The sequence below is a fragment of the Elusimicrobiota bacterium genome (genome assembly GCA_041660925.1).
Taxonomy (GTDB): domain Bacteria; phylum Elusimicrobiota; class Elusimicrobia; order UBA1565; family UBA1565; genus JBAZUV01.
In genome coordinates this window covers 242,534-260,959 of the sequence record JBAZVI010000001.1, presented here as the reverse complement: position 1 = coordinate 260,959, position 18,426 = coordinate 242,534, and the positions used below count along the sequence as shown (strand labels likewise).

Annotated in this window: 18 protein-coding genes; 8 read left to right on the top strand and 10 right to left on the bottom strand. The window is 67.2% G+C overall.

Annotated features, from left to right (window positions below; translation table 11 throughout):
• The first annotated feature begins 31 nt into the window (after positions 1–31).
• Positions 32–2,188, top strand: coding sequence for a polyphosphate kinase 1 (gene ppk1, locus WC969_01080; protein ID MFA6028423.1), 2,157 nt, complete (start codon positions 32–34; stop codon positions 2,186–2,188).
• Positions 2,189–2,808: 620 nt separating this feature from the next.
• Here ppk1 and WC969_01075 read toward each other — a convergent pair.
• Positions 2,809–4,260 carry an ATP-binding protein gene (locus tag WC969_01075; GenBank protein ID MFA6028422.1) on the bottom strand — a complete coding sequence of 484 codons (1,452 nt, stop codon included), beginning with the start codon at positions 4,258–4,260 and terminating at the stop codon, positions 2,809–2,811.
• A gap of 398 nt (positions 4,261–4,658) precedes the next feature.
• On the opposite strand from WC969_01075, the gene WC969_01070 reads away from it, so the two are divergent.
• Together WC969_01070 and WC969_01065 are read left to right on the top strand one after the other, a co-directional pair.
• Positions 4,659–5,486 carry a hypothetical protein gene (locus WC969_01070; protein ID MFA6028421.1) on the top strand — a complete coding sequence of 276 codons (828 nt, stop codon included), beginning with the start codon at positions 4,659–4,661 and terminating at the stop codon, positions 5,484–5,486.
• A 53-nt stretch (positions 5,487–5,539) separates the two neighbouring features.
• Positions 5,540–6,148 carry a hypothetical protein gene (locus WC969_01065; protein ID MFA6028420.1) on the top strand — a complete coding sequence of 203 codons (609 nt, stop codon included), beginning with the start codon at positions 5,540–5,542 and terminating at the stop codon, positions 6,146–6,148.
• Between the two features lie 112 nt (positions 6,149–6,260).
• Here the strand turns inward: WC969_01065 and WC969_01060 are convergent, their stop codons facing one another.
• Complete coding sequence (locus WC969_01060; protein MFA6028419.1) at positions 6,261–7,112, bottom strand: nitroreductase family protein; 852 nt, start codon at positions 7,110–7,112, stop codon at positions 6,261–6,263.
• 53 nt (positions 7,113–7,165) lie between these two features.
• Here WC969_01060 and WC969_01055 point away from each other — a divergent pair, with 53 nt between their 5' ends.
• The 4 genes from WC969_01055 (at position 7,166) to WC969_01040 (ending at position 9,782) form a co-directional block, all read left to right on the top strand.
• Positions 7,166–7,774 carry a TetR/AcrR family transcriptional regulator gene (locus WC969_01055; protein ID MFA6028418.1) on the top strand — a complete coding sequence of 203 codons (609 nt, stop codon included), beginning with the start codon at positions 7,166–7,168 and terminating at the stop codon, positions 7,772–7,774.
• Between the two features lie 67 nt (positions 7,775–7,841).
• On the top strand, positions 7,842–9,215 hold the full coding sequence (locus WC969_01050; GenBank protein ID MFA6028417.1) for a radical SAM protein: 1,374 nt from the start codon (positions 7,842–7,844) through the stop codon (positions 9,213–9,215).
• Between the two features lie 46 nt (positions 9,216–9,261).
• A complete protein-coding gene (locus WC969_01045) occupies positions 9,262–9,564 on the top strand; it encodes a metalloregulator ArsR/SmtB family transcription factor (protein ID MFA6028416.1) in 303 nt (100 codons plus the stop codon).
• Positions 9,565–9,620: 56 nt separating this feature from the next.
• Entirely contained in the window at positions 9,621–9,782 is a 162-nt protein-coding gene (locus WC969_01040; GenBank protein ID MFA6028415.1) for a hypothetical protein, read from the top strand.
• 49 nt (positions 9,783–9,831) lie between these two features.
• Here the strand turns inward: WC969_01040 and WC969_01035 are convergent, their stop codons facing one another.
• The 5 genes from WC969_01035 to WC969_01015 all read right to left on the bottom strand — a co-directional run bounded on the left by WC969_01035 (position 9,832) and on the right by WC969_01015 (position 13,853).
• Positions 9,832–10,818: a hypothetical protein gene (locus WC969_01035; GenBank protein ID MFA6028414.1), complete on the bottom strand. Its 987-nt coding sequence runs from the start codon at positions 10,816–10,818 to the stop codon at positions 9,832–9,834.
• 43 nt (positions 10,819–10,861) lie between these two features.
• Positions 10,862–11,263: a response regulator gene (locus tag WC969_01030; GenBank protein MFA6028413.1), complete on the bottom strand. Its 402-nt coding sequence runs from the start codon at positions 11,261–11,263 to the stop codon at positions 10,862–10,864.
• Positions 11,260–12,189: a HAMP domain-containing sensor histidine kinase gene (locus WC969_01025; GenBank protein ID MFA6028412.1), complete on the bottom strand. Its 930-nt coding sequence runs from the start codon at positions 12,187–12,189 to the stop codon at positions 11,260–11,262. Before WC969_01025 ends, WC969_01030 begins: the two co-directional genes overlap by 4 nt.
• 322 nt (positions 12,190–12,511) lie before the next feature.
• Positions 12,512–13,021, bottom strand: coding sequence for a prepilin-type N-terminal cleavage/methylation domain-containing protein (locus tag WC969_01020; protein ID MFA6028411.1), 510 nt, complete (start codon positions 13,019–13,021; stop codon positions 12,512–12,514).
• Positions 13,022–13,118: 97 nt separating this feature from the next.
• The gene (locus WC969_01015; protein ID MFA6028410.1) at positions 13,119–13,853 is read right to left on the bottom strand and encodes a CYTH domain-containing protein; all 735 of its coding nucleotides are present in this window, start codon (positions 13,851–13,853) and stop codon (positions 13,119–13,121) included.
• 29 nt (positions 13,854–13,882) lie between these two features.
• Between WC969_01015 and WC969_01010 the strand changes: the two genes are divergently transcribed.
• Positions 13,883–14,932: a hypothetical protein gene (locus WC969_01010; GenBank protein ID MFA6028409.1), complete on the top strand. Its 1,050-nt coding sequence runs from the start codon at positions 13,883–13,885 to the stop codon at positions 14,930–14,932.
• Positions 14,933–14,941: 9 nt separating this feature from the next.
• Here the strand turns inward: WC969_01010 and argH are convergent, their stop codons facing one another.
• The 3 genes from argH to argB are packed head-to-tail and all read right to left on the bottom strand — an operon-like array spanning position 14,942 to position 18,265.
• Positions 14,942–16,327, bottom strand: coding sequence for an argininosuccinate lyase (argH, locus tag WC969_01005; GenBank protein MFA6028408.1), 1,386 nt, complete (start codon positions 16,325–16,327; stop codon positions 14,942–14,944).
• Positions 16,290–17,336 carry a M20/M25/M40 family metallo-hydrolase gene (locus WC969_01000; protein MFA6028407.1) on the bottom strand — a complete coding sequence of 349 codons (1,047 nt, stop codon included), beginning with the start codon at positions 17,334–17,336 and terminating at the stop codon, positions 16,290–16,292. The genes argH and WC969_01000 overlap by 38 nt, the downstream gene beginning before the upstream one ends.
• A complete protein-coding gene (argB, locus tag WC969_00995) occupies positions 17,333–18,265 on the bottom strand; it encodes an acetylglutamate kinase (protein ID MFA6028406.1) in 933 nt (310 codons plus the stop codon). Before argB ends, WC969_01000 begins: the two co-directional genes overlap by 4 nt.
• Positions 18,266–18,426: the final 161 nt, after the last annotated feature.

Here is an 18,426-nt window from a genome sequence, read left to right as displayed (position 1 = left end):
CAAGCGTGCGCGGAAGTCCTAGAATAGGGCCATGCCGTACCGACAAGCCCCTCCCCGCTGGCTGACGCTCGCCGATGCGGCGCACGCCCCGGCCCACGGGCCCGTCCACCCGCCGCGGGCGCTGGAGGGCGACGTGCTGGGCGGGACGCTCTTCAACCGCGACCTCTCCTGGCTGAACTTCAACGAGCGCGTGCTCGAGGAGGCCGCCGACCCGAGCGTCCCGGTGCTCGAGCGCCTGCGTTTCTGCGCCATCGTCAGCTCGAACCTCGACGAGTTCTTCATGGTGCGCGTGGCCGAGACCGTCCGCGTCGCGCGCCGCCAGCCCAACCGGCGCCTGCCCGACGGCCTGCGCGCGCGCCAGGCGCTCTCGCACATCCGCGAGGGCGTGCTGCGTCAGAAGGCGCGGCAGGCCGAGGTCTTCAAGGACATCGTCCGCGCCCTCGACCGCCACGGACTGCGCATCCACACGGACTTCATCACGGACCGCTCCTGCGACCGCGAGGTCCGCTCCCGCCTGCCGCAGATCGAGGTGGTCGTCCGCCGCGCCGGCGAGCCGCTGCCCCCGCTCCCCGGCGGAGGCATCCACGTCTTCGTGCGCTTCCCGCGCGAGTACGCCGTGCTGCGCATCGTCGAGCGCGAAGGACGGCTCATCCGCCTGCCCTCGCGCGGCCGCGTCGAGCGCTGGGCGCTGGCCGAGCGCTGGCTCAGCGACCGCGCCCAGGAGCTCTTTCCCGGCCGCGAGGTCGTCGAAGCGTTCCCGTTCAAGATCCTGCGCGACGCCGACCTCCGCTACCGCCCGGATGACGAGGAGAACCTCGAGGAGCAGATCGTCGAAGCCGTCGAGCGCCGCGGGCGGGCCCGCATCGTGCGCCTCGAGGTGGACTCGCCCGAGTACTCCGAGGGCGCCATGTTCCTGGCCACCGCGCTCGGCGTGGACTCGGCCGGGCTCTATCGCTTCGACTTGCCGCTCGACCTGCGCACGCTCGCGACGATCTACGGCGCCGAGGGCCGCGCGCGCCTGCGCTATCCCCCGGTCCGGCCGCTCACGCCCGGTCCCCTGCGGCCTCCGAGCAGCATCCTCGGCCTGATGCGGCGCCACGACCTGCTCCTCCACCATCCCTACGACGACTTCTCCATCGTGGTGCGCTACCTGGAAGAGACGGCCCGCGACCCGCAGGTCGAGGCGGTCTACCATACGATGTACCGGACCAGCCGCGTCTCGCCGGTCATGGAGGCGCTCAAGGCGGCCGCCCGCAACGGGAAGAAGGTCACCGCGTACGTCGAGATCCGCGCCCGCTTCGATGAGATGAACAACGTCCGTTGGGCCGAGGAACTGCGCAAAGCCGGGGTGCGCGTCGTGCGCCCCTTCGGCGGCTACAAGGTGCACAGCAAGCTCACGCAGGTCCTGCGCCGCGAGGGCGCCGAGCTCGTCAGCTATCTCCATCTCGGCACCGGGAACTACCATCCCGGCACCGCGCGGCAGTACACCGACCTCGGGCTGCTCACCTGCGACGCCGCGCTCGGGAAGGACGCCGCCGCCTACTTCGAGGCCCTCGCCGGCCGCCGGCGCATGCCGCCCTTCAAGGAGCTGCTCGTCGCGCCGGACACCCTGCACCCGGCCATCCTGCGCCTCATCCGCGAGGAGACCCGCATCCAGCGCGAGGGGGGGCGGGGCCACATCATCGCCAAGATGAACTCGCTGGTGGACCGGAGGATCATCGACGCGCTCTACGCGGCCTCCCGCGCCGGGGTCAAGGTGGACCTGCTCGTGCGCGGCATCTGCTGCCTGCGGCCGGGGATGGCGGGCTTGAGCGAGAACATCCGGGTCTTCAGCATCGTCGACCGCTTCCTCGAGCACAGCCGGGTCTTCTACTTCCGCGCGGGGGGGAAGCGCCTCGTCTATCTCGCGAGCGCCGACTGGATGCCGCGCAACTTCTACGCGCGCTTCGAGACGGCCTTCCCGGTCAAGGACACGGCGCTGAGGCGCTATCTCCGGGAGGTCGTGCTGGCGCACGGGCTGCACGACAACGTGAAGGCCTGGACCCTCCGCCCCGATGGAACCTATGCGCGCGTCCAGCGCCCCCACGGGACGGAGCCGCTACGCTCGCAATTCTTCTTCGAGCGCCTCGCCCGCAAGCACTACCGCGACACCCTCCTCGAGCATCGCATCAAGAAAGTCGTCGCGTAAGGGCCGGGTACTCTACAGTATGGGCGTTTATCCGCGGGGGTCCTGTCGGCTGGGTCCTTCCCATCGCCTGCGCTCCTCAAACGGCGACGACCATTGCGGTGCTCGGCGATGGGACGCCCTCCCAGCCGCCACCCCCGTCCATTCTCCGAACTAAGAGCGACTGGCCATGGACTGACGCTTGATCGAAGAGCTTGAGCTTCGTTCATGCAGGGCGGCGCAGGAAAGAGGGTCGCGGGCGAGGCTGGGGGGGACCCCCCCTACGAATTCAGCGCCGGGAAGGGAGTCTTCGTAGGCGGCGCGAGCGGTCGCTACCGGCGCGCCGCCGACGGACAGGGGAAAGAGGAAACGTGCCCGCGCGAGCGGGCACGTTCTCTAATCCCTCTGGGGACGCGGTCGGCCCGTGACGCGGTCCGCCGCTCAGGGATTTTGACATCGCATTCTGCGATGTCAAAAGAACGAGCTCAGCGCGGGATGATGCCTGGGGTCCGCTTCGTGGACTATATAGATGTATTGGGTGACGGGGTTGTTGAAGGCGCCTCCGTCATCGGAGGCTGCGCGGGAGGATACGCTGCAGCAGATTTATAGCGCGCGAGAGGGGCCAATCTTTTTAAGACTTGGGGCTAATGAGCATCCTCGAGCATCCCAGAACACCGCTCTCCAAGCGCGCGTGTGGATACGCGGCCGACAATATAACAGTACAAGCTGGACTCTATGAATTTTATGGGCACTCCGGAATATTCGATGCTTCCAGCTTTGTCGATGGTGGTTACTCCGACAGCATCAACTCGTTTTCGTTTAGCAAAATCGAGAAGACCGCGCAGTTCGTCTGGGTGATTGATATATCGGTTGGACCATTTGATTTCCACGCACCAGTCGACCTGGTTCTCGCGTAAATACACCATATCCACTTCCCCGCCTTTATCCCAGCGGGCATAGAAGAGAGGGTCTTTAAAAAGCGAGTGCATCCATTGGCTTACGATTGCCGTTTCTGTGAGGAAACCCATTACGGGAGAGTCAGTATTTACAGGGCCAAACAATGCACAACGCATTGAAGGATTCGTTAGGTATGCCTTGAAAAAATTCGCTCGCCGAAATCTTTTTGCGTTATGATCGACCCGATGAAGGATGGTGATTAAGAAAGCTGCTTCCAGATATTCAAGATATTTCTTGATGGTGTTTTTTGCGACACCTGCTCCTGTGGACAAGCTCTCCAAGGAGAGTTCGTTCCCGGTGTTGTAGGCCAACACAGTAAATAGGCGGTTGAGTTCTTGAACATCATGGATTCCGTAGAGACTCGGGAGATCGCGCAAGAGAACCTTGTCGATGATATCGCTACGAATGTATCGGGCCGGGTTAGCTCGAATGGCGGGTGAAGCTATGACCTCCGGATAACCTCCGAAATTAAGGTAGTTGATAAATTCTTGGTTGAGGCGCCCGATGTCATTTGATTTATAGCGAACTCCTCGTTGCCGATATTCTTCGGGGCTCGACGTAGCAACGAGGTCCTCTTTGTCAAGAAGATAAAGAAATTCATAGAAGGTTAATGGCGGTAAATAGAAATCTGTAAAACGTCCCGCCCCAGACTCCTGGCTTTTAAGGCGTAAAGCCGCTGCCGCTGACCCAGAAGCGATGAAGCGAGTGTCCCGATAGTCCTCCACCAATTTTTTTAGATGAATCTCCCAATTCCGGTGGTACTGAATTTCATCAAGAAAGAAGTAGCAATCCTTTAGATCGGAGAAGCCTTGGCGTTCGCGAAAATGGCGGACTAATTCATCGATGCGAAGGTCTGTGTAGGTGGGAGAATCAAGAGATATGTAGCAAATCCTTCGGGGGTCGACGCCGTTATGCAGTAGTTTTTCGATGGCATGCCACATAAGGACCGTTTTCCCGACTCGGCGTGGTCCCATGAGCACTACTGCTCTCTGAATTGTTCTTTCTTGGACGAGTTTAAGGAACGCCTGCAAGAATGGTCTTGGCTTGGGTGGGAGGGAGGGGTCAAACTTGCCTGTCGTCCACCAGGGATTCTCGAAGGCAAGTCGTTCGACGATGTCTTCCAAGGCGATTTTCTTCATGGGACCTACCTATGGAGATATTCTATATCGAAAACTAAATAATGTCAAGGTCGTGACATTACACGTTTCTCGATGGAAAGCATATATATTTAAAGCGGAATTCAATTTTGATTTTACCCATTTGATTGTCTCTGTGGGAGACGGCGGGGGCTTCGTCGTGGCGAGGGGAAAACGGCAACGGGGTTCCCCCCTACCCCTGCCCCTTCCCGCGGGAAGGGGAGATAAGGAACTGTAATGGGTGTGATCCTAATGGGGCCATGGTTCTAGAAAGACCTGGGACTTTAAGTCGTTCGTTCCGGGGCCGTGGTTCCCATGCGGTTCGGGGCGGCGTCTGCGATAATCCTCACGGCGGTAGAGCATCCTTTAAGCGTTCACGATGCGCCGCCATCGAGGGAAACATGAAGAACATCCTGAGTTTGCTCGCGTTGCTGACGTTGTCGGCCGCAACGGCATGGGCCGAAGGCGATTTTGATCCCGTCCTGGACTTCGCAGCCATCCGTGAGGGCGCCCGTCAGCTTCCCGGCATCCCGGCGGGCGTCGTCGGCGCCGAGTCCGCGGGCGCTACGGCCGCAGTCCAGCCCGACCTGAACGGTCCCGGCGTCGGAAGCTACAGCGACGGCTACCGCATGGGCGTGTTGTCGAAGTTCTCGGTCAAGGGGATGTTCAAGAAATCGGGCGAGGGAGAACTTCTTCTCGGGCAAGACTCGTCGGTCGCCTATGACGGGACGGGAGACGACCGGAAGATGATCAATCCGTGGGCCTTCAGCTCCGACGAGAGTCAGGCGCCCGACATCCAGAAGTACCGCGGACAATTCGTCGTGGTCAAGTATCACCAGGTTCAGATCCCGGACTTCACCCAGCGCGAGACCGACTATAACCTCGTCGAGATCGCGCCCGTCGACACCACCGCGAAGCCCAAGACGGCCTGCGAGAGCGATGTGAAGGGGAGGGACTCCGAGGGCTTCCGCGTGGCGCGCATCGTCAAGGCCAGCTACAAGGGGCTGAACAAGAAGTCCTACGAGATCATGCTGCAGGTCGGCGGCTCGGGCAACGAGTTCCAGGAGATGTCGGTCTCGAGCGAGGAGATGTACCAGTGCGCGCTGAGCTGGCTCAAGTCGGGAGGGAAGGCCACGGTCTGGTACCGGGAGTCCTTCTTCTTCAACCCGCTCGAGCGCAACACCGGCTACGACATCGCGAAGATCGAGCCGATGCCCTCGCTCGACTGACGGCCGACCCCGAGGCCTTGCGCGTGCGGGAATCCGCTGATATCCTGGTCTTAATGCTTCGAAAAACGGGAGTCCGGCTCGGCGCGCTGCTGGCGCTGGGGTTCTGTGCGACGTCAGCGGCACAGGATTCCGTGCCGGTCCCCTTCATGTTCGTCGAACTCCGGATGGCGCCGTTTCAGGGAGCCGACGCGGCGCAGACGCGCACGCGCGCCGAGACGTTCCTGGCTTCTACGGGCTACAAGGTCCTGAGTTACCAGGACAACGAGGCGGTGCGGGCGGTCGAGGTCGTCCTTCCGCCGGCGCCCGAGGACGCGCTGGCGCGGATCAAGAACGGATTCGGGAAGATGCGCCTCCTGCGCGCGTTGCGCGCCCAGCCGGCCGTCTCGGAGGTCGCAGAGTACGAAGGCGGACGGCTCGGGGTCCATTTCGATCCGTTCGTCTACCGGGCGCAGGCCGAGGGGCTGCGCTCCGTCCTTCCCGACGGGGCCAAGCTATCCTTCCATGTGAATCCCGCCATGAGCGGGCTCTGGGTCCATCTGGACGTGTCGGGCGTGCGGGACCCCGAGGCGGCCGCCCGCGAGTTCGCACGGAGCCATCCCGACGAGGTCGTCGCGTCCGACATCCGCGTCATGGTCGAGACCCTGCGCATCGAGTCGCGCTGAACCCCCTCCCACTGCCCACGCTGGCACCCCGGCCCTGATAGCGCCAGAGTCCGCGACACGGATTGCGGACACCCGCAGGAGGGGGAGTCAAGGAACTGTAGTGGGCGTTATCCTAATGGGGGCGCCGTATCCCTCGGGCGTAGGGGAAGCGGGGGTGGCCTACCACGATGCTCGTGCGGACCGTGTCCCCAGGAGGGAGGCCGGCCAGGCGCGCCAGCGCTTTGTCGCGGTTCAGGGGCTCGGTGAGGAAGCCGATGACGCAGGCGCCCAGGCCCATCGCCTCGGCGGCCAGCAGGATGTTCGCCCCGCAGTATACGGCGTCCTCGCCGCCGCAGAGGTCTCCGCGCCGGGTGTGGATCAGGATGGCGCAGGGCGCGTCGTAGCAGACCACGTCCCGTCCCCTGCGGAACTCCTCCGCCATGGGCTTGAAGAGGGGGATGAAGGGTCTGAACTCACGGTACTGCGCGCCCATGAGCAGTCTGAAGAACGCCCGCCAGAGCGGGCTCTCGAGCCGGTCCGCGAATTCCGCGGTCTGCCGTCCGATCCGCTGAGCGAGCTCGCGGAGGACCTTCCTGTCCGTGAGGACCGTGTAATGGACGTTGCGTCGGTTGAGACCGTTGGCCGCCTGAGCGCCGGCGGCGAGCAGGGTCGAGACGTCCTGTCGGGAGAGCTCCCGGCCCGAGAATTCCCGGCGGGAGCGGCGCGATTCGAGCAGGGCCATGAACTGTCCGAGGTCGGCCTTCCGCTCCGTGGAGGGGAACTCGAGGCCCTCCAGTCCCGTATGGCGGATGGCGCCGCTCGGGCAGACGGCGACGCAGTGACCGCAGAGCATGCAGGTGTCCGCAGCGGTTTCGGCGACCCTGGGCTTGCCGCCGGGGACCGGGATGAAGTTGAGGGGACAGACCTCCGCGCAGCGGCCGCAGGAGGTGCAGCGTCCATCGTCGATCGTCGGTTTTGTGTTCATTTATGACCCTGGTCAGAATTGACCAGGGTCATTATATATGATAATCTATGCTTGTGAACAGCGGGAGGACGCTGGACCGCTCGCAAAGACGCGCCCTCGAGACGCGAAGAAGGCTTTTCGAGGCGGCGCTCAAGCTCTTCCTTAAAAAAGGCTTCGAGAACACGACCGTCTCGGAGATCACCGAGGCGGCGGACGTCGCGAAGGGGACGTTCTTCACGCATTTTCCGACGAAGGAAGCCGTCATGTGCGAACTCGGGAGCATGGTCCTCCAGGCGATGGAGGAGGCGCTGACCGATCCTTCCATGAAAGGCGCGGGCGCCGAGGAGCGGATCCTGGCGCTCTTCGAGTCCGCGGGGCGCTGGCATGAGGAGAACCGCGAGATCAGCCGGCTCGGCATCCGGCTTCTGGTCGCCTCTCCTGGAGGAGCGCAGACGGACCTTGCGAACCAGCTCCGTTTCGTGCGGCTCCTGGACGGCCTCGTCCTCGACGGGCAACAAAAGGGCGGATTCCGTTCCAAGGTCTCCTCGGAGCTCGCCGCGCAGGCGTTGGCCGGGGTCTACTACTCGACCGTCCTCGGCTGGCATCTCTCTCCCGTGCGCATGCCGCTGTGCAAGCTGCTCGCGCAGGGGATCGGCCTCGTCACGAAGGGCCTTCGCGCGTGACGCTTCGCGGCGAGGCGGCGCTCGGCTGCCGCCCAGGAGTCGGCCCGTCCGTCGCGTGGTTCGGGGAATGAGAGTCCTGCTGATCCAGCCTCCTTCCGTGCCGGAGTTCTCGCGCCACATCTTCGCGTACGAGCCGCTGGCCCTCGAGTACGTCGGGGCGGGCCTGAAGGAGGACGGGCACGCGGTGGAGGTGTTCGACGCCCGTTTCGACTCCGACCTCGACGGGACGGTCCGGCGCATGCGTCCGGACGCGGTGGGGCTCACCGCGTTCACCGTGAACGTCCCCTGGACCCTCCGGGCGGCCGAGCGTCTGAAGCTCCTCGCGCCGGAGACGTTCGTCGTCGTCGGAGGCCACCACGCGTCCGTCCGGCCCGAGGACTTCGACTCGCCCGCGGTCGATGTCGTGGTCGTCGGCGAGGGAGTGTTCGCGATGAGGGAACTGCTGGAGCGGCGACGGCAGGGGCGTCCGCTCGACGACGTCCGCGGGCTGGCGCTCCCGGGGTCGCCGATGCGGTGGACCGCTCCGCGGCCCTACGCCGATCTCGACGCGCTGCCGTTCCCCGACCGCTCGCTCACCGCTCGGCACAGGGAGCGCTATTTCGGAGAGTGGCTGAAGCCCCTGGCGTCCGTCCGGACCTCGCTCGGCTGCTCGTCGCGATGCAATTTCTGCGCGCTCTGGTCCATCACGGGTTCGAGGTATCTGCGGCGGACGCCGGAGTCGGTGGTCGAGGAGCTCAAGACCCTCTCCGAGCAGAACGTCTTCTTCTGCGACGACGAGTCCATGGTCGACGCGGAGCGGATGAGCCGCCTGGCCGACGCCATCCGGGCCGCCGGCGTGCGCAAGAAGTACTTCCTCTACGCGCGCGTCGACACCATCGTGAGGCATCCCGCGCTCTTCGCGAAATGGCGCGCGATCGGCCTCGAGCAGGTCTTCGTCGGCCTGGAGAGCTTCTCGGACCGGCGTCTCGCCGGGATGAAGAAGGGGACCACGGTCGAGCAGCAGCTCGCCGCGGCGAAGATCCTCCGGGACCTCGGGATCCTCCTCTACGGCTCGCTCATCGTCGAGCCGGACTTCACGCGCGAGGATTTCCGGGAGCTCGCCGCGTTCGTCCGGCGCCTGGGCCTCCAGTATGCGGGCTTCTCGGTGCTCACGCCGTTCCCGGGCACGCAGCTCTACGCCGAGCGGGAAAGGGAACTGCTCAGCCGCAAGCCCGAACTCTTCGATCTGCTGCATGCCCTTCTGCCGACCCGCCTGCCGCTCGAGGAGTTCTATGAGGAGTTCGCCGGGCTCTACGAACGCGCGATCCCGCCGTACCGTCAGCTGGGGATACTCCGAAGATACGGCTGGACGCGAGCCTTCCAGATGATCCGGCTCACTCCGAAGGTGATGTCCGCGCTGCGCAACGGGTACCTGGACCACGTGGGTTCCGGCGCGGCTTGACTTCCGCAGGGAGAGGGGTTAAAATATAGACAGAAGTCTATATGTTATGAATCCCGAATTCGATTGCTGCAGCTTCTTCAAGGCCGTGGCCGACGCCAACCGCGTCAAGATCATGCAGCTCCTGGCGCGGGGGGAACTGTCGGTCTCGGAGATCTGCCGGCACTTCAAGATGAAGCAGCCTTCCATCTCCCATCATCTCGGCGTACTCCGGCATGCGAAGGTCGTGGAGTGCCGCAAGGAGGGCAAGGAGGTCTTCTACCGGCTCAACCCATGTTGCGTCTCCTCCTGCTGTTCCGGATTCATGAAGAGGTTCGTGGGGAAAGGCGAAGGAGATGCGAGCGGGGAATGATTTTTTTTGAGACCACGAATAGACGGGTCTCAATATGTCAATGAAAGGAGGACGTCATGAAAGAGAAGAAGTGCTGCACCGTGGACGTCACGGAGACGGAGAAGGGACTCCGGTTGGAGATCACCGGAGAGAAGATCAAGGACTGCCTGTCCTCGCTGGCGTGCTGCTGCGCCTCAAAGACCTCGGAGAGCAGGGACTCCGGGAAGGCGCGCCGCTGAAGCCGTAGAAGCCGGCGCGGGGCGCTTCACGCGCCTCGCGCCGGCTCGTCTATCTGCGCCAGGAGAGGCGCAGGGCGAGGGACCAGGCGTCGGCGAGTTCGGCTTTCGGGACGCTGGAGCGGTTGGCGTCCCGGCTCTCGTAGAAGCGGCGGTTGAAGTCGCGTCCCAGCGACGCGTCCACCGAGAAGCCGTTCTCGAACTTCGTGCGGACGCCGGCGCGGACTTCCTGCTGGTCGTAGACCAGGCGGTCCGTGCGCTGCGCGCGGTCGGCCCGGAGCCATTGGGAAGGGTTCCGCTCCCAGCGCGCGTAGGCCCAGGTCTCGGAGACGAGACGCCGGTCTCCCTGGAGGGAGACGTTCGTGGGACCGAAGAGGGAGAAGCTCGCGCGCCAATCCTCGTTGGGCTTGTAGGACGCCGACATGAAGGGGAGCCCGATCGTCGCCTCGAGGCCCGGAAGGGGCTCGCGGAAGACGTACGCCGCGCCCGGGAAGGGGATGTTGTTCGCGAAGGACCGGTTGTTGGAGTAGGCGAGGAAGAGCATCCAGGAGTCCCGCGCCCGGCTCGGGAACTCCCGATGCGCGGTCGCCCGCACCTCGGTCTCGCGCAGGGAGTGGAAGGGCAGGTTGCTCGCGGACCCGAGGCCCAGCTGGACTCCCCAGTTCTTGCGCTCCCCGTTCTTGCGGAAGAAGGTCCCGCCCCCCTGCAGGTTCCACAGCTTCGCGGGCACGACGAGACCCGTACCGGCGACGACCGGAGAGCGGCTGAGCTCCAGCTCGCTCGCGCGTCCGTTGACCGTCCAGGTGTCGGAGCCGTCCTGCAGGACGATCTTCGACCCGCCCGCTTCCTGACGGACCATGCTCGGCGCATCATGGACGGCGGGGACCAGGGTGAGGGCGTAGCGGGCGCCGTCTCCCGGGTTCGTCATGGAGGCCAGGCCTTCTCCCCGTTCCTGTGCGCGGGAGGAGGCGGCGGACAGGAAGAGGAGCGCGGCGGCGAGGGGGAGCGTCCTTCGGACGGCGGACTCGTGGCGGATCATGAGGCGCATATTAGACGAAATCCGGCGGCGAAAGTGTCGCCCGTCAGACGGGAGAGGGGGGGGGCTTGAGCAAGGCGTCGATGCGGCTCTTGAGCACGGGCAGCTCGAAGGGTTTGCGGATGAGGGCGTTGCCCCCCGTGCGCAAGCCGTCGAAGAAGCCTTTGTCGTAGTGGCAGACCGTCATGAAGAGGATGGGCAGGAGGAGCCGTTCCGTCTGGGCGCGGATCGCGGAACAGAGGGCGTAGCCGTCGCTGCCGGGCATGTTGATGTCCAGGAGCACGAGGTCGGGCTTGCGCTTCTCGATGAGGGCGGGTACGTCCGGCCCGTTGGGGACGCACTGGACGTCGTACTTCTGCTCCAGCGCGGCGTGCAGCAGGGTGCGGATGACGCTGTCGTCGTCGACGACCAGCAGGTTCCGGCGGGGCTTCGGGCCGTCTGGGCTCATGATGCGCGCACCTCTCGGACGGTCCCGGGGATGTCGAAAGTGATGGTGGTCCCCTTGTCGATCTTGCTGGTCACGCGGATCGTCCCGCCGTGCGCTTCGACGGCCAGCCGGCAGAAATACAGCCCCAGACCGCTGCCGCGGCGCATCGTCTGGTCGCTGCCTTCCACCCGGTAGTACTTCCCGAAGAGCCGCTCCAGGTGCTTGGGTCCGATCCCGATCCCCGTGTCCGTGACCGCGAAGCGCAGGCGTCCCGCTTCCATGCGGATGTCCAGGGAGACGCTGCCGCCGGCGGGCGTGTACTTGAGGGCGTTGTGGATGAGGTTGGCCAGGACCCGGCGCAGGAGCTCCGCATCGGCCTGCAGGTCGGCCGGGATGTCCGAATCGATCGTCTCCTTCAGCGAGACGCCGAGGTAGGACGCCGCGCCCCGGGCGTCGTCGAGGACGTCGTTGAGGAAGCCCTGGACGGCGAAGGGCTCCCGGCGCACCGCCAGCTCGCCCTGCTCCATGCGGCTGGTGTCCACGAGCGTCTCCAGCAGCGCCATCTGCGAGCGGCAGCTGTGCTCGGCGAGGCGCAAAAGCTTGCCCTGCAGCTCGGGGCCGGGCGCGTCGTGGCGGAGGCAGGAGAGGCAGGCCATGATGGAGGTCATCGGGTTCTTGAGGTCGTGGATGATGGCTTCGTTCATCGTCTTGCGGAGGCCGTCGATGAGCCGCTCGCGCCTTCGGGCGCGGCGCAGGAGAGCGATGATGACGATGATGACTCCGACCAGGATGGCGTCGACGGCCAGGGAGAGGATGTCCGTCATCCAACGGCCGGACTTGAGACGGTCGGCGAGGAAGGGCAGGGCCGCGAGGAGATAGACCAGGCGCGCGCCGACGAAGGCCAGTCGGCCCCCGCGGGCTTCTTCGCTCAGCGCGGGGAGGTCCACTCCGCTCCTTTGCGCGAGGCCATCCCTCTGTGGTGTGCGCAGAGGTTCCGCCGTCCGGATCGCTCGACACCATGACGCTTCAGGCAGCGATGAGCGTCGGTGTAGCTCGAAGCCGGAGTGTTCGCGTCGCACTGCTTGAGGTCCATGTTCCGCCTTTCAGGTCGTCGGATTCAGAGGAGGGAGCCGGTCACGTCGTCCGGCTCCATGATAGTGGCATATTCGAAGCACGGGAGGGGCCTCTTCCGGACGCCGCGATGCTCCTCCTGCCCCTCGCGGTCCGCCGCGTGAAGGCCGCCTTCTCTCCCGCCGATCCCGCCGCGGCTCAGTAGCTCGACCAGGCCGAGCCCTTCGTGTCGGTGTGGTTGCAGGCGATCCAGAAGTCTCCCTGGTTATGCCGGTTCTGCCCTGCCGGCGGAGCGACGACCGCGCAGAGCTCTCCGCCGTCGCTCCAGTAGATCCAATCCCCCGTATCCAGGGAGTAGCCCGAGCCGCAGCCGAAGGGGTTCGTGTACTGGTTGTGGCGGATGACGGCGCTGTCGGGATGGAAGTTCGGGGTCTTGGACTTCGGGATGGCGGAGAGGTATTTCCCGTTGATCGTCAGCGAGTTGAAGTCGCCCGGATAGTTCCCTTCCATGTCCGCGTAGTAGATCGAGAGCGCGGAGCGCAGGGAGCCGAGGTTCCCCTTGGCCTGTCCCTCCTGGGATTTCCGGACCAGGTCGGCGAACTTGGGGATGGCGATGGCGGCAAGGATCCCGATGATCGCCACCACGATCATGAGCTCGATGAGGGTGAAGCCCGTCCTGTACGACCTTCCGTATCGGTCTCCGCTCATGCGTTCCTCGCTCCCGGATGGCTGCGGGGTGTCGTCCGGCCGACGGGAGAGTATAACCCCGGAGTCCTTGGTCGCGCCAGGTTCGCGCCGTGCGACTTCAGTCGGGGAGGAGTGCGGAGGCGCGCTGATATTTGTCGCGGGTCTCGACGGGCATGCGCAGCCCCCGCGTCAGGCGGCGGTCGAAGGCGCGCAGGCGCGCGAGGGCCGCGCGCCGCTCGCTGGAGGTGCGGCCGGGCCGCAGCGCCTCGTTCTCGTACTCGCAGAAGGTCCCCAGGAGCCGGAGGCGGCGGCCCGAGAGCGCGTAGACCCGGACCCGGTCGAGCGAGGGCTCGAACGCGCCGTCCTCGGCGAGGAACTTCTCCTTGCGGCAGACGGCGAGGAGACGGCAGCGCAGCTCCCCGCGCAGGAGCTCCGGCGCGAGGCGCGCCAGGACTCGGCGCGTCGAGAGGGGGAGACGGCGCAGCAGCGCGCGGGCCGCCGCGTCCGAGGAGACGGGGAGGCCGTTGCGCCGCGAGCACGGTGAGCGGAAGGGGCCGCGGACGGTCTCGCTGCGCGAGAGCAGCCCGCCGAGGGTCGTCCCCGGGCCCTTGAACTGGAGCCAGGCCCCGCGCTCTCCCTCCACGCGGCGGATCCGGAGGCCCGCGCCGACCGCGAGGAGGCGGGCGTCCGGGGTGTCGATGGGCTGGTCGTAGCAGACGAAGGAGCGGGCGCGGAGCACTCCCGGCGTCGCGAGGAGGCGGCGGCGCAGCTCCGGGAGGTCCCGGGGGGAGAGGCGGCGCTTGGCCTCGATCTCGAGGGCGGGCGGCTCTTCTGCGATAAAACGCGTTGCCATGCGCGATAAAATTACTAAATTATCGGCTGATGGGCCTGCCCAGCATCCGACGCGGTCCGGCCGGCGGCTTCCTCGCCGCGCTCCTCCTCCTGTGGGGAGGCTGCGCGGCGCCCCCCGAGCGCGCGGCTCCGCGCTCCTCCAGGCCGGCGCAGGTCGCCGCGCTCCCCTTCGCCCATTGGAAAGGCCCGTACTTCGGCGAAAGCTGCCGCAGGGAGTTCGTCGAGCGGGCGCGGCCGCTCTTCAAGAAGGACGCGGTCTTCGTGCCGCCCGAGCAGGTGCGCGCCGCCATCCGGGACCTGACGGGACGCGAGGACTTCGAGCTTTCCGACAGCTCGGGGGCCGCCGTCGCCCGGGCTCTTGGGGCCGACCTCGCGCTCTTCGGGGTCTGCAAGCTCCAGTCGGCCGGGATCCGTCTCGTGGAGCCGCGGGGAGAGCGGGTCTTGCTCGACGCCGTGGCCCCCATCCAGGGGACGAACCGGGACTACGCGCTCGCGAAGCTCGCGCGGAGGGCGGCGGACGGCTGGCCCTGCCTCGATTGTCCCGCGGCCGCGAGCGGCGCCGCGCGCGGCTACGCCCGCCCGAAGTCGGTCGCGGTGCTTCCCGTCGTCGACGAGACGGGGCAGCCGTCGGCGACCGCTCCGATCCGCGCCCTCTGCGACGAGGCGTTCAAGCTCAAGGGGCTCCGGACGGCCGAGCCGGGGGTCGTCGACGAGCGCCTCAAGAGCGTCTTCGGGATCATGGACGGGAACGGGCTCAAGACCGCCGTGATGGCGGACGTCGCGAAGGCGCTGGAGGTCGACGCGGTCGCGGTCCTCCGGCTCAACAAGGCCGGAGCGCCGCGCGACCGACGCGTCGGCATCGAGCTGACCGTCCTGGCGCCCTCCGACGGCGTCTCCTGGACCGCGGCGGGGCTCGGAGGCAAGCGCGGGGTCGCGCTGAGTTCTCAGGAAGCCCTGCAGGACTCCTTCGTCGACAAGGCCGAGAAGCTTCTGGTGGGGCCGCTGGCCACGCCCTATCGTTCGGAGATCGCCCTCGCCTTCGACGTCATCTGGCGCCAGCTGCCCAGCTGGCTGCAGTAGCCGGAACCCTCAGGCGACGAGGCGGTCCCAAGTCCTGCGCAGCCGCGCGCCCTCGCGGCGGCTCCAGCGGGCTTCCGTCCGCCGCTCTTCTCCCAACGCCTTGAAGCCCGGGTCCCCGGGCGCGCCGGCGTAGGACGGCAGGTCCACGCGGCCGGCCGTCCGCGCGGAGGTCCCGGCGGCGCGGGCGCCTTCGGCGACGCGGCGGTAGGCCTCCCGGAAGGGCACGCCCTCTCGCACGAGCGCGAGGGCCTTGGCGGTGGCGAGGGTGTCCTCCGTGACGGCGGCGCGGCAGCGCGCGGCGTCCACCTTCAGCGGGCCGGGAAGGCGCGCGAGGATCTCCAGCATCTCGTCGGCGGTCTCGACCGCGGCCATGAGCGGGCCCTTGGTGAGCTGGTAGTCCCGGTGATAGCCGGAGGGGAGCGTCCCGATCGCGAGGATCTGCTGGAGCCAGCCCGGGAAGAGGCAGGCGCGGGCGCGGGTCAGCTCGACGACGTCCGGGTTGCGCTTCTGGGGCATGATGCTGCTGCCGGTCGTGAAGGCCTCGGGCAGACGCAGGAAGCCGAACTCGGCGGTGGCGTAGAGGCGCAGGTCGTCGGCGAGGACGCCCGCGTCGCGGGCGAGCACCGTCAAAGCCGAGAGGACGACGGCCTCGAGGCGCGGACGGCTCGTCTGCACCCGCAGGGTGTTGCGCTGGACGCGGGAGAAGCCGAGCAGGCGGGCGACGAAGGCGCGCGGGAGGGGGAGCGGGACGCCGTAGCCGGCGCCGCTGCCCAGCGGGCAGGCGTCGACCTCCGCGTAGGCGGCGCGCAGGAGGCGCGCGTTCTCGAGGAAGGCCTCGGCGTGCGAAGCGGCCCAATGACCCAGCGTCGTCGGCATGGCGCGCTGCATGTGCGTGTAGCCGGGCGCGAGGACGCGGGCGTTGCGGGCGCCGAAGAGGCGCCAGGCCTCGGCGGCCTCGCAGGTCCGCGCGTGCAGACGCAGGAGCCGGTCCTTGAGGTAGAGGCGCAGGTCCGTCTGCACCTGGTCGTTGCGGCTGCGGCCGGCGTGGATGCGCAGCCCCGCCTCGCCGACGACGCGCGTGAGGTGCTGCTCCACCGCGGTGTGGACGTCCTCCTGCGCGCGGGTGATGAAGAACGCCCCCGGGCGCTCGAGCATGCGCGCGAGGGCCTTGCGCAGGGCGGAGTGGTCGCGGCGTGAGAGCACGCCGATGCGCGCGAGACCGGCCGCGTGCGCCAGGCTGCCGTAGACCTCGTAGCGCAGGAGGGCCCGGTCGAGCGTCGGGTCCTCGCCGACGGTGTAGCGCTCGACGGCGGCGTCGAGCCGGGAGGCCGTCTCCCAGAGCTTGCGGGAGGAGCTCTTAGGCGAGTTCGTGGTAGCTGCGGATGAGGCGTTCATAGAAGAGGACTCCTTCCTCGAGCTCGGCGGTCTCGAGGTACTCGTCGGGGGTGTGGGAGCGGCGCGAATCGCCCGGCCCGACCTTCACGGTCGGCACGTCCTTGAGGAAGATCCAGTCGGAGACGGTCGGGGAGCCGAACGCGGCCGCGCCCGGGCGTGCGGCCAGTGCGGCCCGGACGACGGGGTGCTCCGGAGCGGTGGCGACCGACTCGAGGCGCCGGGAGCGGATCTCCACCTCGCCGCCCACGGCCGCGCGCACGAGCTCGACGATCTCCTCGGGGCGGTAGTCGGGCGTGGTGCGGATGTCGATGGTCAGCTCGCAGCGGTCGGGGACGACGTTGTGGCGCGTGCCCCCCAGGACCTTCGTGACCTGCAGGCTCGGGCGTCCCAGAAGGGGATGCTCGCGCTCGAAAGGGAGTCCGGCGAGGGCCGTGATGTCGCGGGCCGCGGCGTGCACGGCGTTGACCCCGCCGCCCCAGGCGGCATGGGCGGCGCGCCCGCGCACGGTCACGGTGAGCAGGAGCAGACCCTTCTGGGCCACGGCCGGCGCGAGGCCCGTCGGCTCGCCGACCACCGCCGCGTCGGGGCGCGGAAGGAGCGGAAGGAGCGCGCCCAGTCCCTGTCCGGAGATCTCCTCCTCGCAGGTCGCCGCGACGAGGACGCGGCCGCGGGGGGGGGCTTTTGCGTAGGCGCGCGCCGCGCCGAGGATCATGGCGGTCAGGGGGCCCTTCGCGTCGTTGGCGCCGCGGCCGTAGACGCGGCCGTCTTCGACGGCGCCGAGCGGCGGTTTGCTCCAGCCTTCGCCGACCGGGACGGTGTCCGTGTGCGAGTTGAGCAGGAGCAGCGGGCCTTCCGTGCCGAGGACGGCGTAGAGGTTGCGTCCCTCTCGTCGCGGGGTCCAGCCCAGGCCGCGGAAGGTCTCCTCCAGGAGGGCGACGACGGCGTCCTCCTTCCCGCTCTCCGAGGGGACGGCGACGAGCCGGCGCAGGAGCTCGACGGCTTCCGTCACGCCCTCACGCCCTGCGGCGCCTCGGCGGCGAGCGGGGGCTCGCAGCGCTCGGCGATCATCGTGCCGCTGCCCGAGTTGGTGAAGATCTCCATGAGCAGCGTTCCCGTGCGGGTCCCGTTGAGGACGTGCGCGCGGCGCACCCCGCCGCGCAGGGCGGCGATCGCGCCCTCCACCTTCGGCAGCATGCCGCCGGAGAGCTTCCCTTCGTCGCGCATGCGCTCGAGGCCCGAAATGTCGGTGTACGAGACGAGGCTCGAGGGGTCCTTGGGGTCGCGCAGGACCCCGTCGGTGTCGGTGAGGATGAGCAGCTTCTCGGCCGAGAGGGCGCGCGCCACCGCTTCGGCGATGGAGTCCGCGTTGATGTTGAACACGGTCCCGCGTTCGTCGCAGGCGAGCGGGGAGATCACCGGCACGGTGCCCGCGGCGAGGAGGCTCTCGAGGATGGACGGGTCCACGCGGACGATGTCGCCCACGAAGCCGAAGTCCACCTCCACGGGCGGGGCGCCCGGGAAGGGCTCGATGCGCTTCTTGTGGCGGCGCTGGGCCGTGAGCAGACCGGCGTCCACGCCCGAGATGCCGACGGCCGGCGTCTGGTGGGCGCGGAAGACCGAGAGCATGTCCACGTTGAGCGAGCCGGCGTAGACCATCTTGGCGACCTCGAGGGTCTGCTCGTCGGTCACGCGGCGGCCGGCGACGATGGTCGGCTCGATGCCGAGGCGCCGGGAGAGCTCGGTCGCCTGGGGGCCTCCGCCGTGCACGACCACGATGCGGATGCCCACCTGGTGGAGCAGGCAGAGCTCCTCGACGAGGGCGTCGAGGGTCTCGCGCTTCTGCAGGATGCGGCCTCCGATCTTGACGACGAAGGTCTTCCCCTTGTAGAGGCGGACGTACGGGAGCGCCTGTCTCAGCGCGCGGATGGTGTCGGGCATTTGGAAGCCTCCATATGATGACAACCTTCTCTATGTCCTGCCTTGGAGACGCAAGCTTGAGACGGATGCGAGGCGCGAGGACCGAGGATAGCTTGAGCTATCTGAGGGAGGAGCAACGAAGCAGGCGCCCAAGGATGCGTCTCCCCGGAGGGGCCGGGCGA

Coding starts and splice junctions, on each gene's coding strand:
- argB (MFA6028406.1), bottom strand. CDS start 18,265: ATGCCCGACACCATCCGCGCGCTGAGACAGGCGCTCCCGTACGTCCGC.
- WC969_01065 (MFA6028420.1), top strand. CDS start 5,540: ATGCTTCGAAAAACGGGAGTCCGGCTCGGCGCGCTGCTGGCGCTGGGG.
- WC969_01050 (MFA6028417.1), top strand. CDS start 7,842: ATGAGAGTCCTGCTGATCCAGCCTCCTTCCGTGCCGGAGTTCTCGCGC.
- ppk1 (MFA6028423.1), top strand. CDS start 32: ATGCCGTACCGACAAGCCCCTCCCCGCTGGCTGACGCTCGCCGATGCG.
- WC969_01045 (MFA6028416.1), top strand. CDS start 9,262: ATGAATCCCGAATTCGATTGCTGCAGCTTCTTCAAGGCCGTGGCCGAC.
- WC969_01015 (MFA6028410.1), bottom strand. CDS start 13,853: ATGGCAACGCGTTTTATCGCAGAAGAGCCGCCCGCCCTCGAGATCGAG.
- WC969_01020 (MFA6028411.1), bottom strand. CDS start 13,021: ATGAGCGGAGACCGATACGGAAGGTCGTACAGGACGGGCTTCACCCTC.
- WC969_01040 (MFA6028415.1), top strand. CDS start 9,621: ATGAAAGAGAAGAAGTGCTGCACCGTGGACGTCACGGAGACGGAGAAG.
- WC969_01030 (MFA6028413.1), bottom strand. CDS start 11,263: ATGAGCCCAGACGGCCCGAAGCCCCGCCGGAACCTGCTGGTCGTCGAC.
- WC969_01075 (MFA6028422.1), bottom strand. CDS start 4,260: ATGAAGAAAATCGCCTTGGAAGACATCGTCGAACGACTTGCCTTCGAG.
- WC969_01035 (MFA6028414.1), bottom strand. CDS start 10,818: ATGATCCGCCACGAGTCCGCCGTCCGAAGGACGCTCCCCCTCGCCGCC.
- argH (MFA6028408.1), bottom strand. CDS start 16,327: ATGAACGCCTCATCCGCAGCTACCACGAACTCGCCTAAGAGCTCCTCC.
- WC969_01070 (MFA6028421.1), top strand. CDS start 4,659: ATGAAGAACATCCTGAGTTTGCTCGCGTTGCTGACGTTGTCGGCCGCA.
- WC969_01060 (MFA6028419.1), bottom strand. CDS start 7,112: ATGAACACAAAACCGACGATCGACGATGGACGCTGCACCTCCTGCGGC.
- WC969_01010 (MFA6028409.1), top strand. CDS start 13,883: ATGGGCCTGCCCAGCATCCGACGCGGTCCGGCCGGCGGCTTCCTCGCC.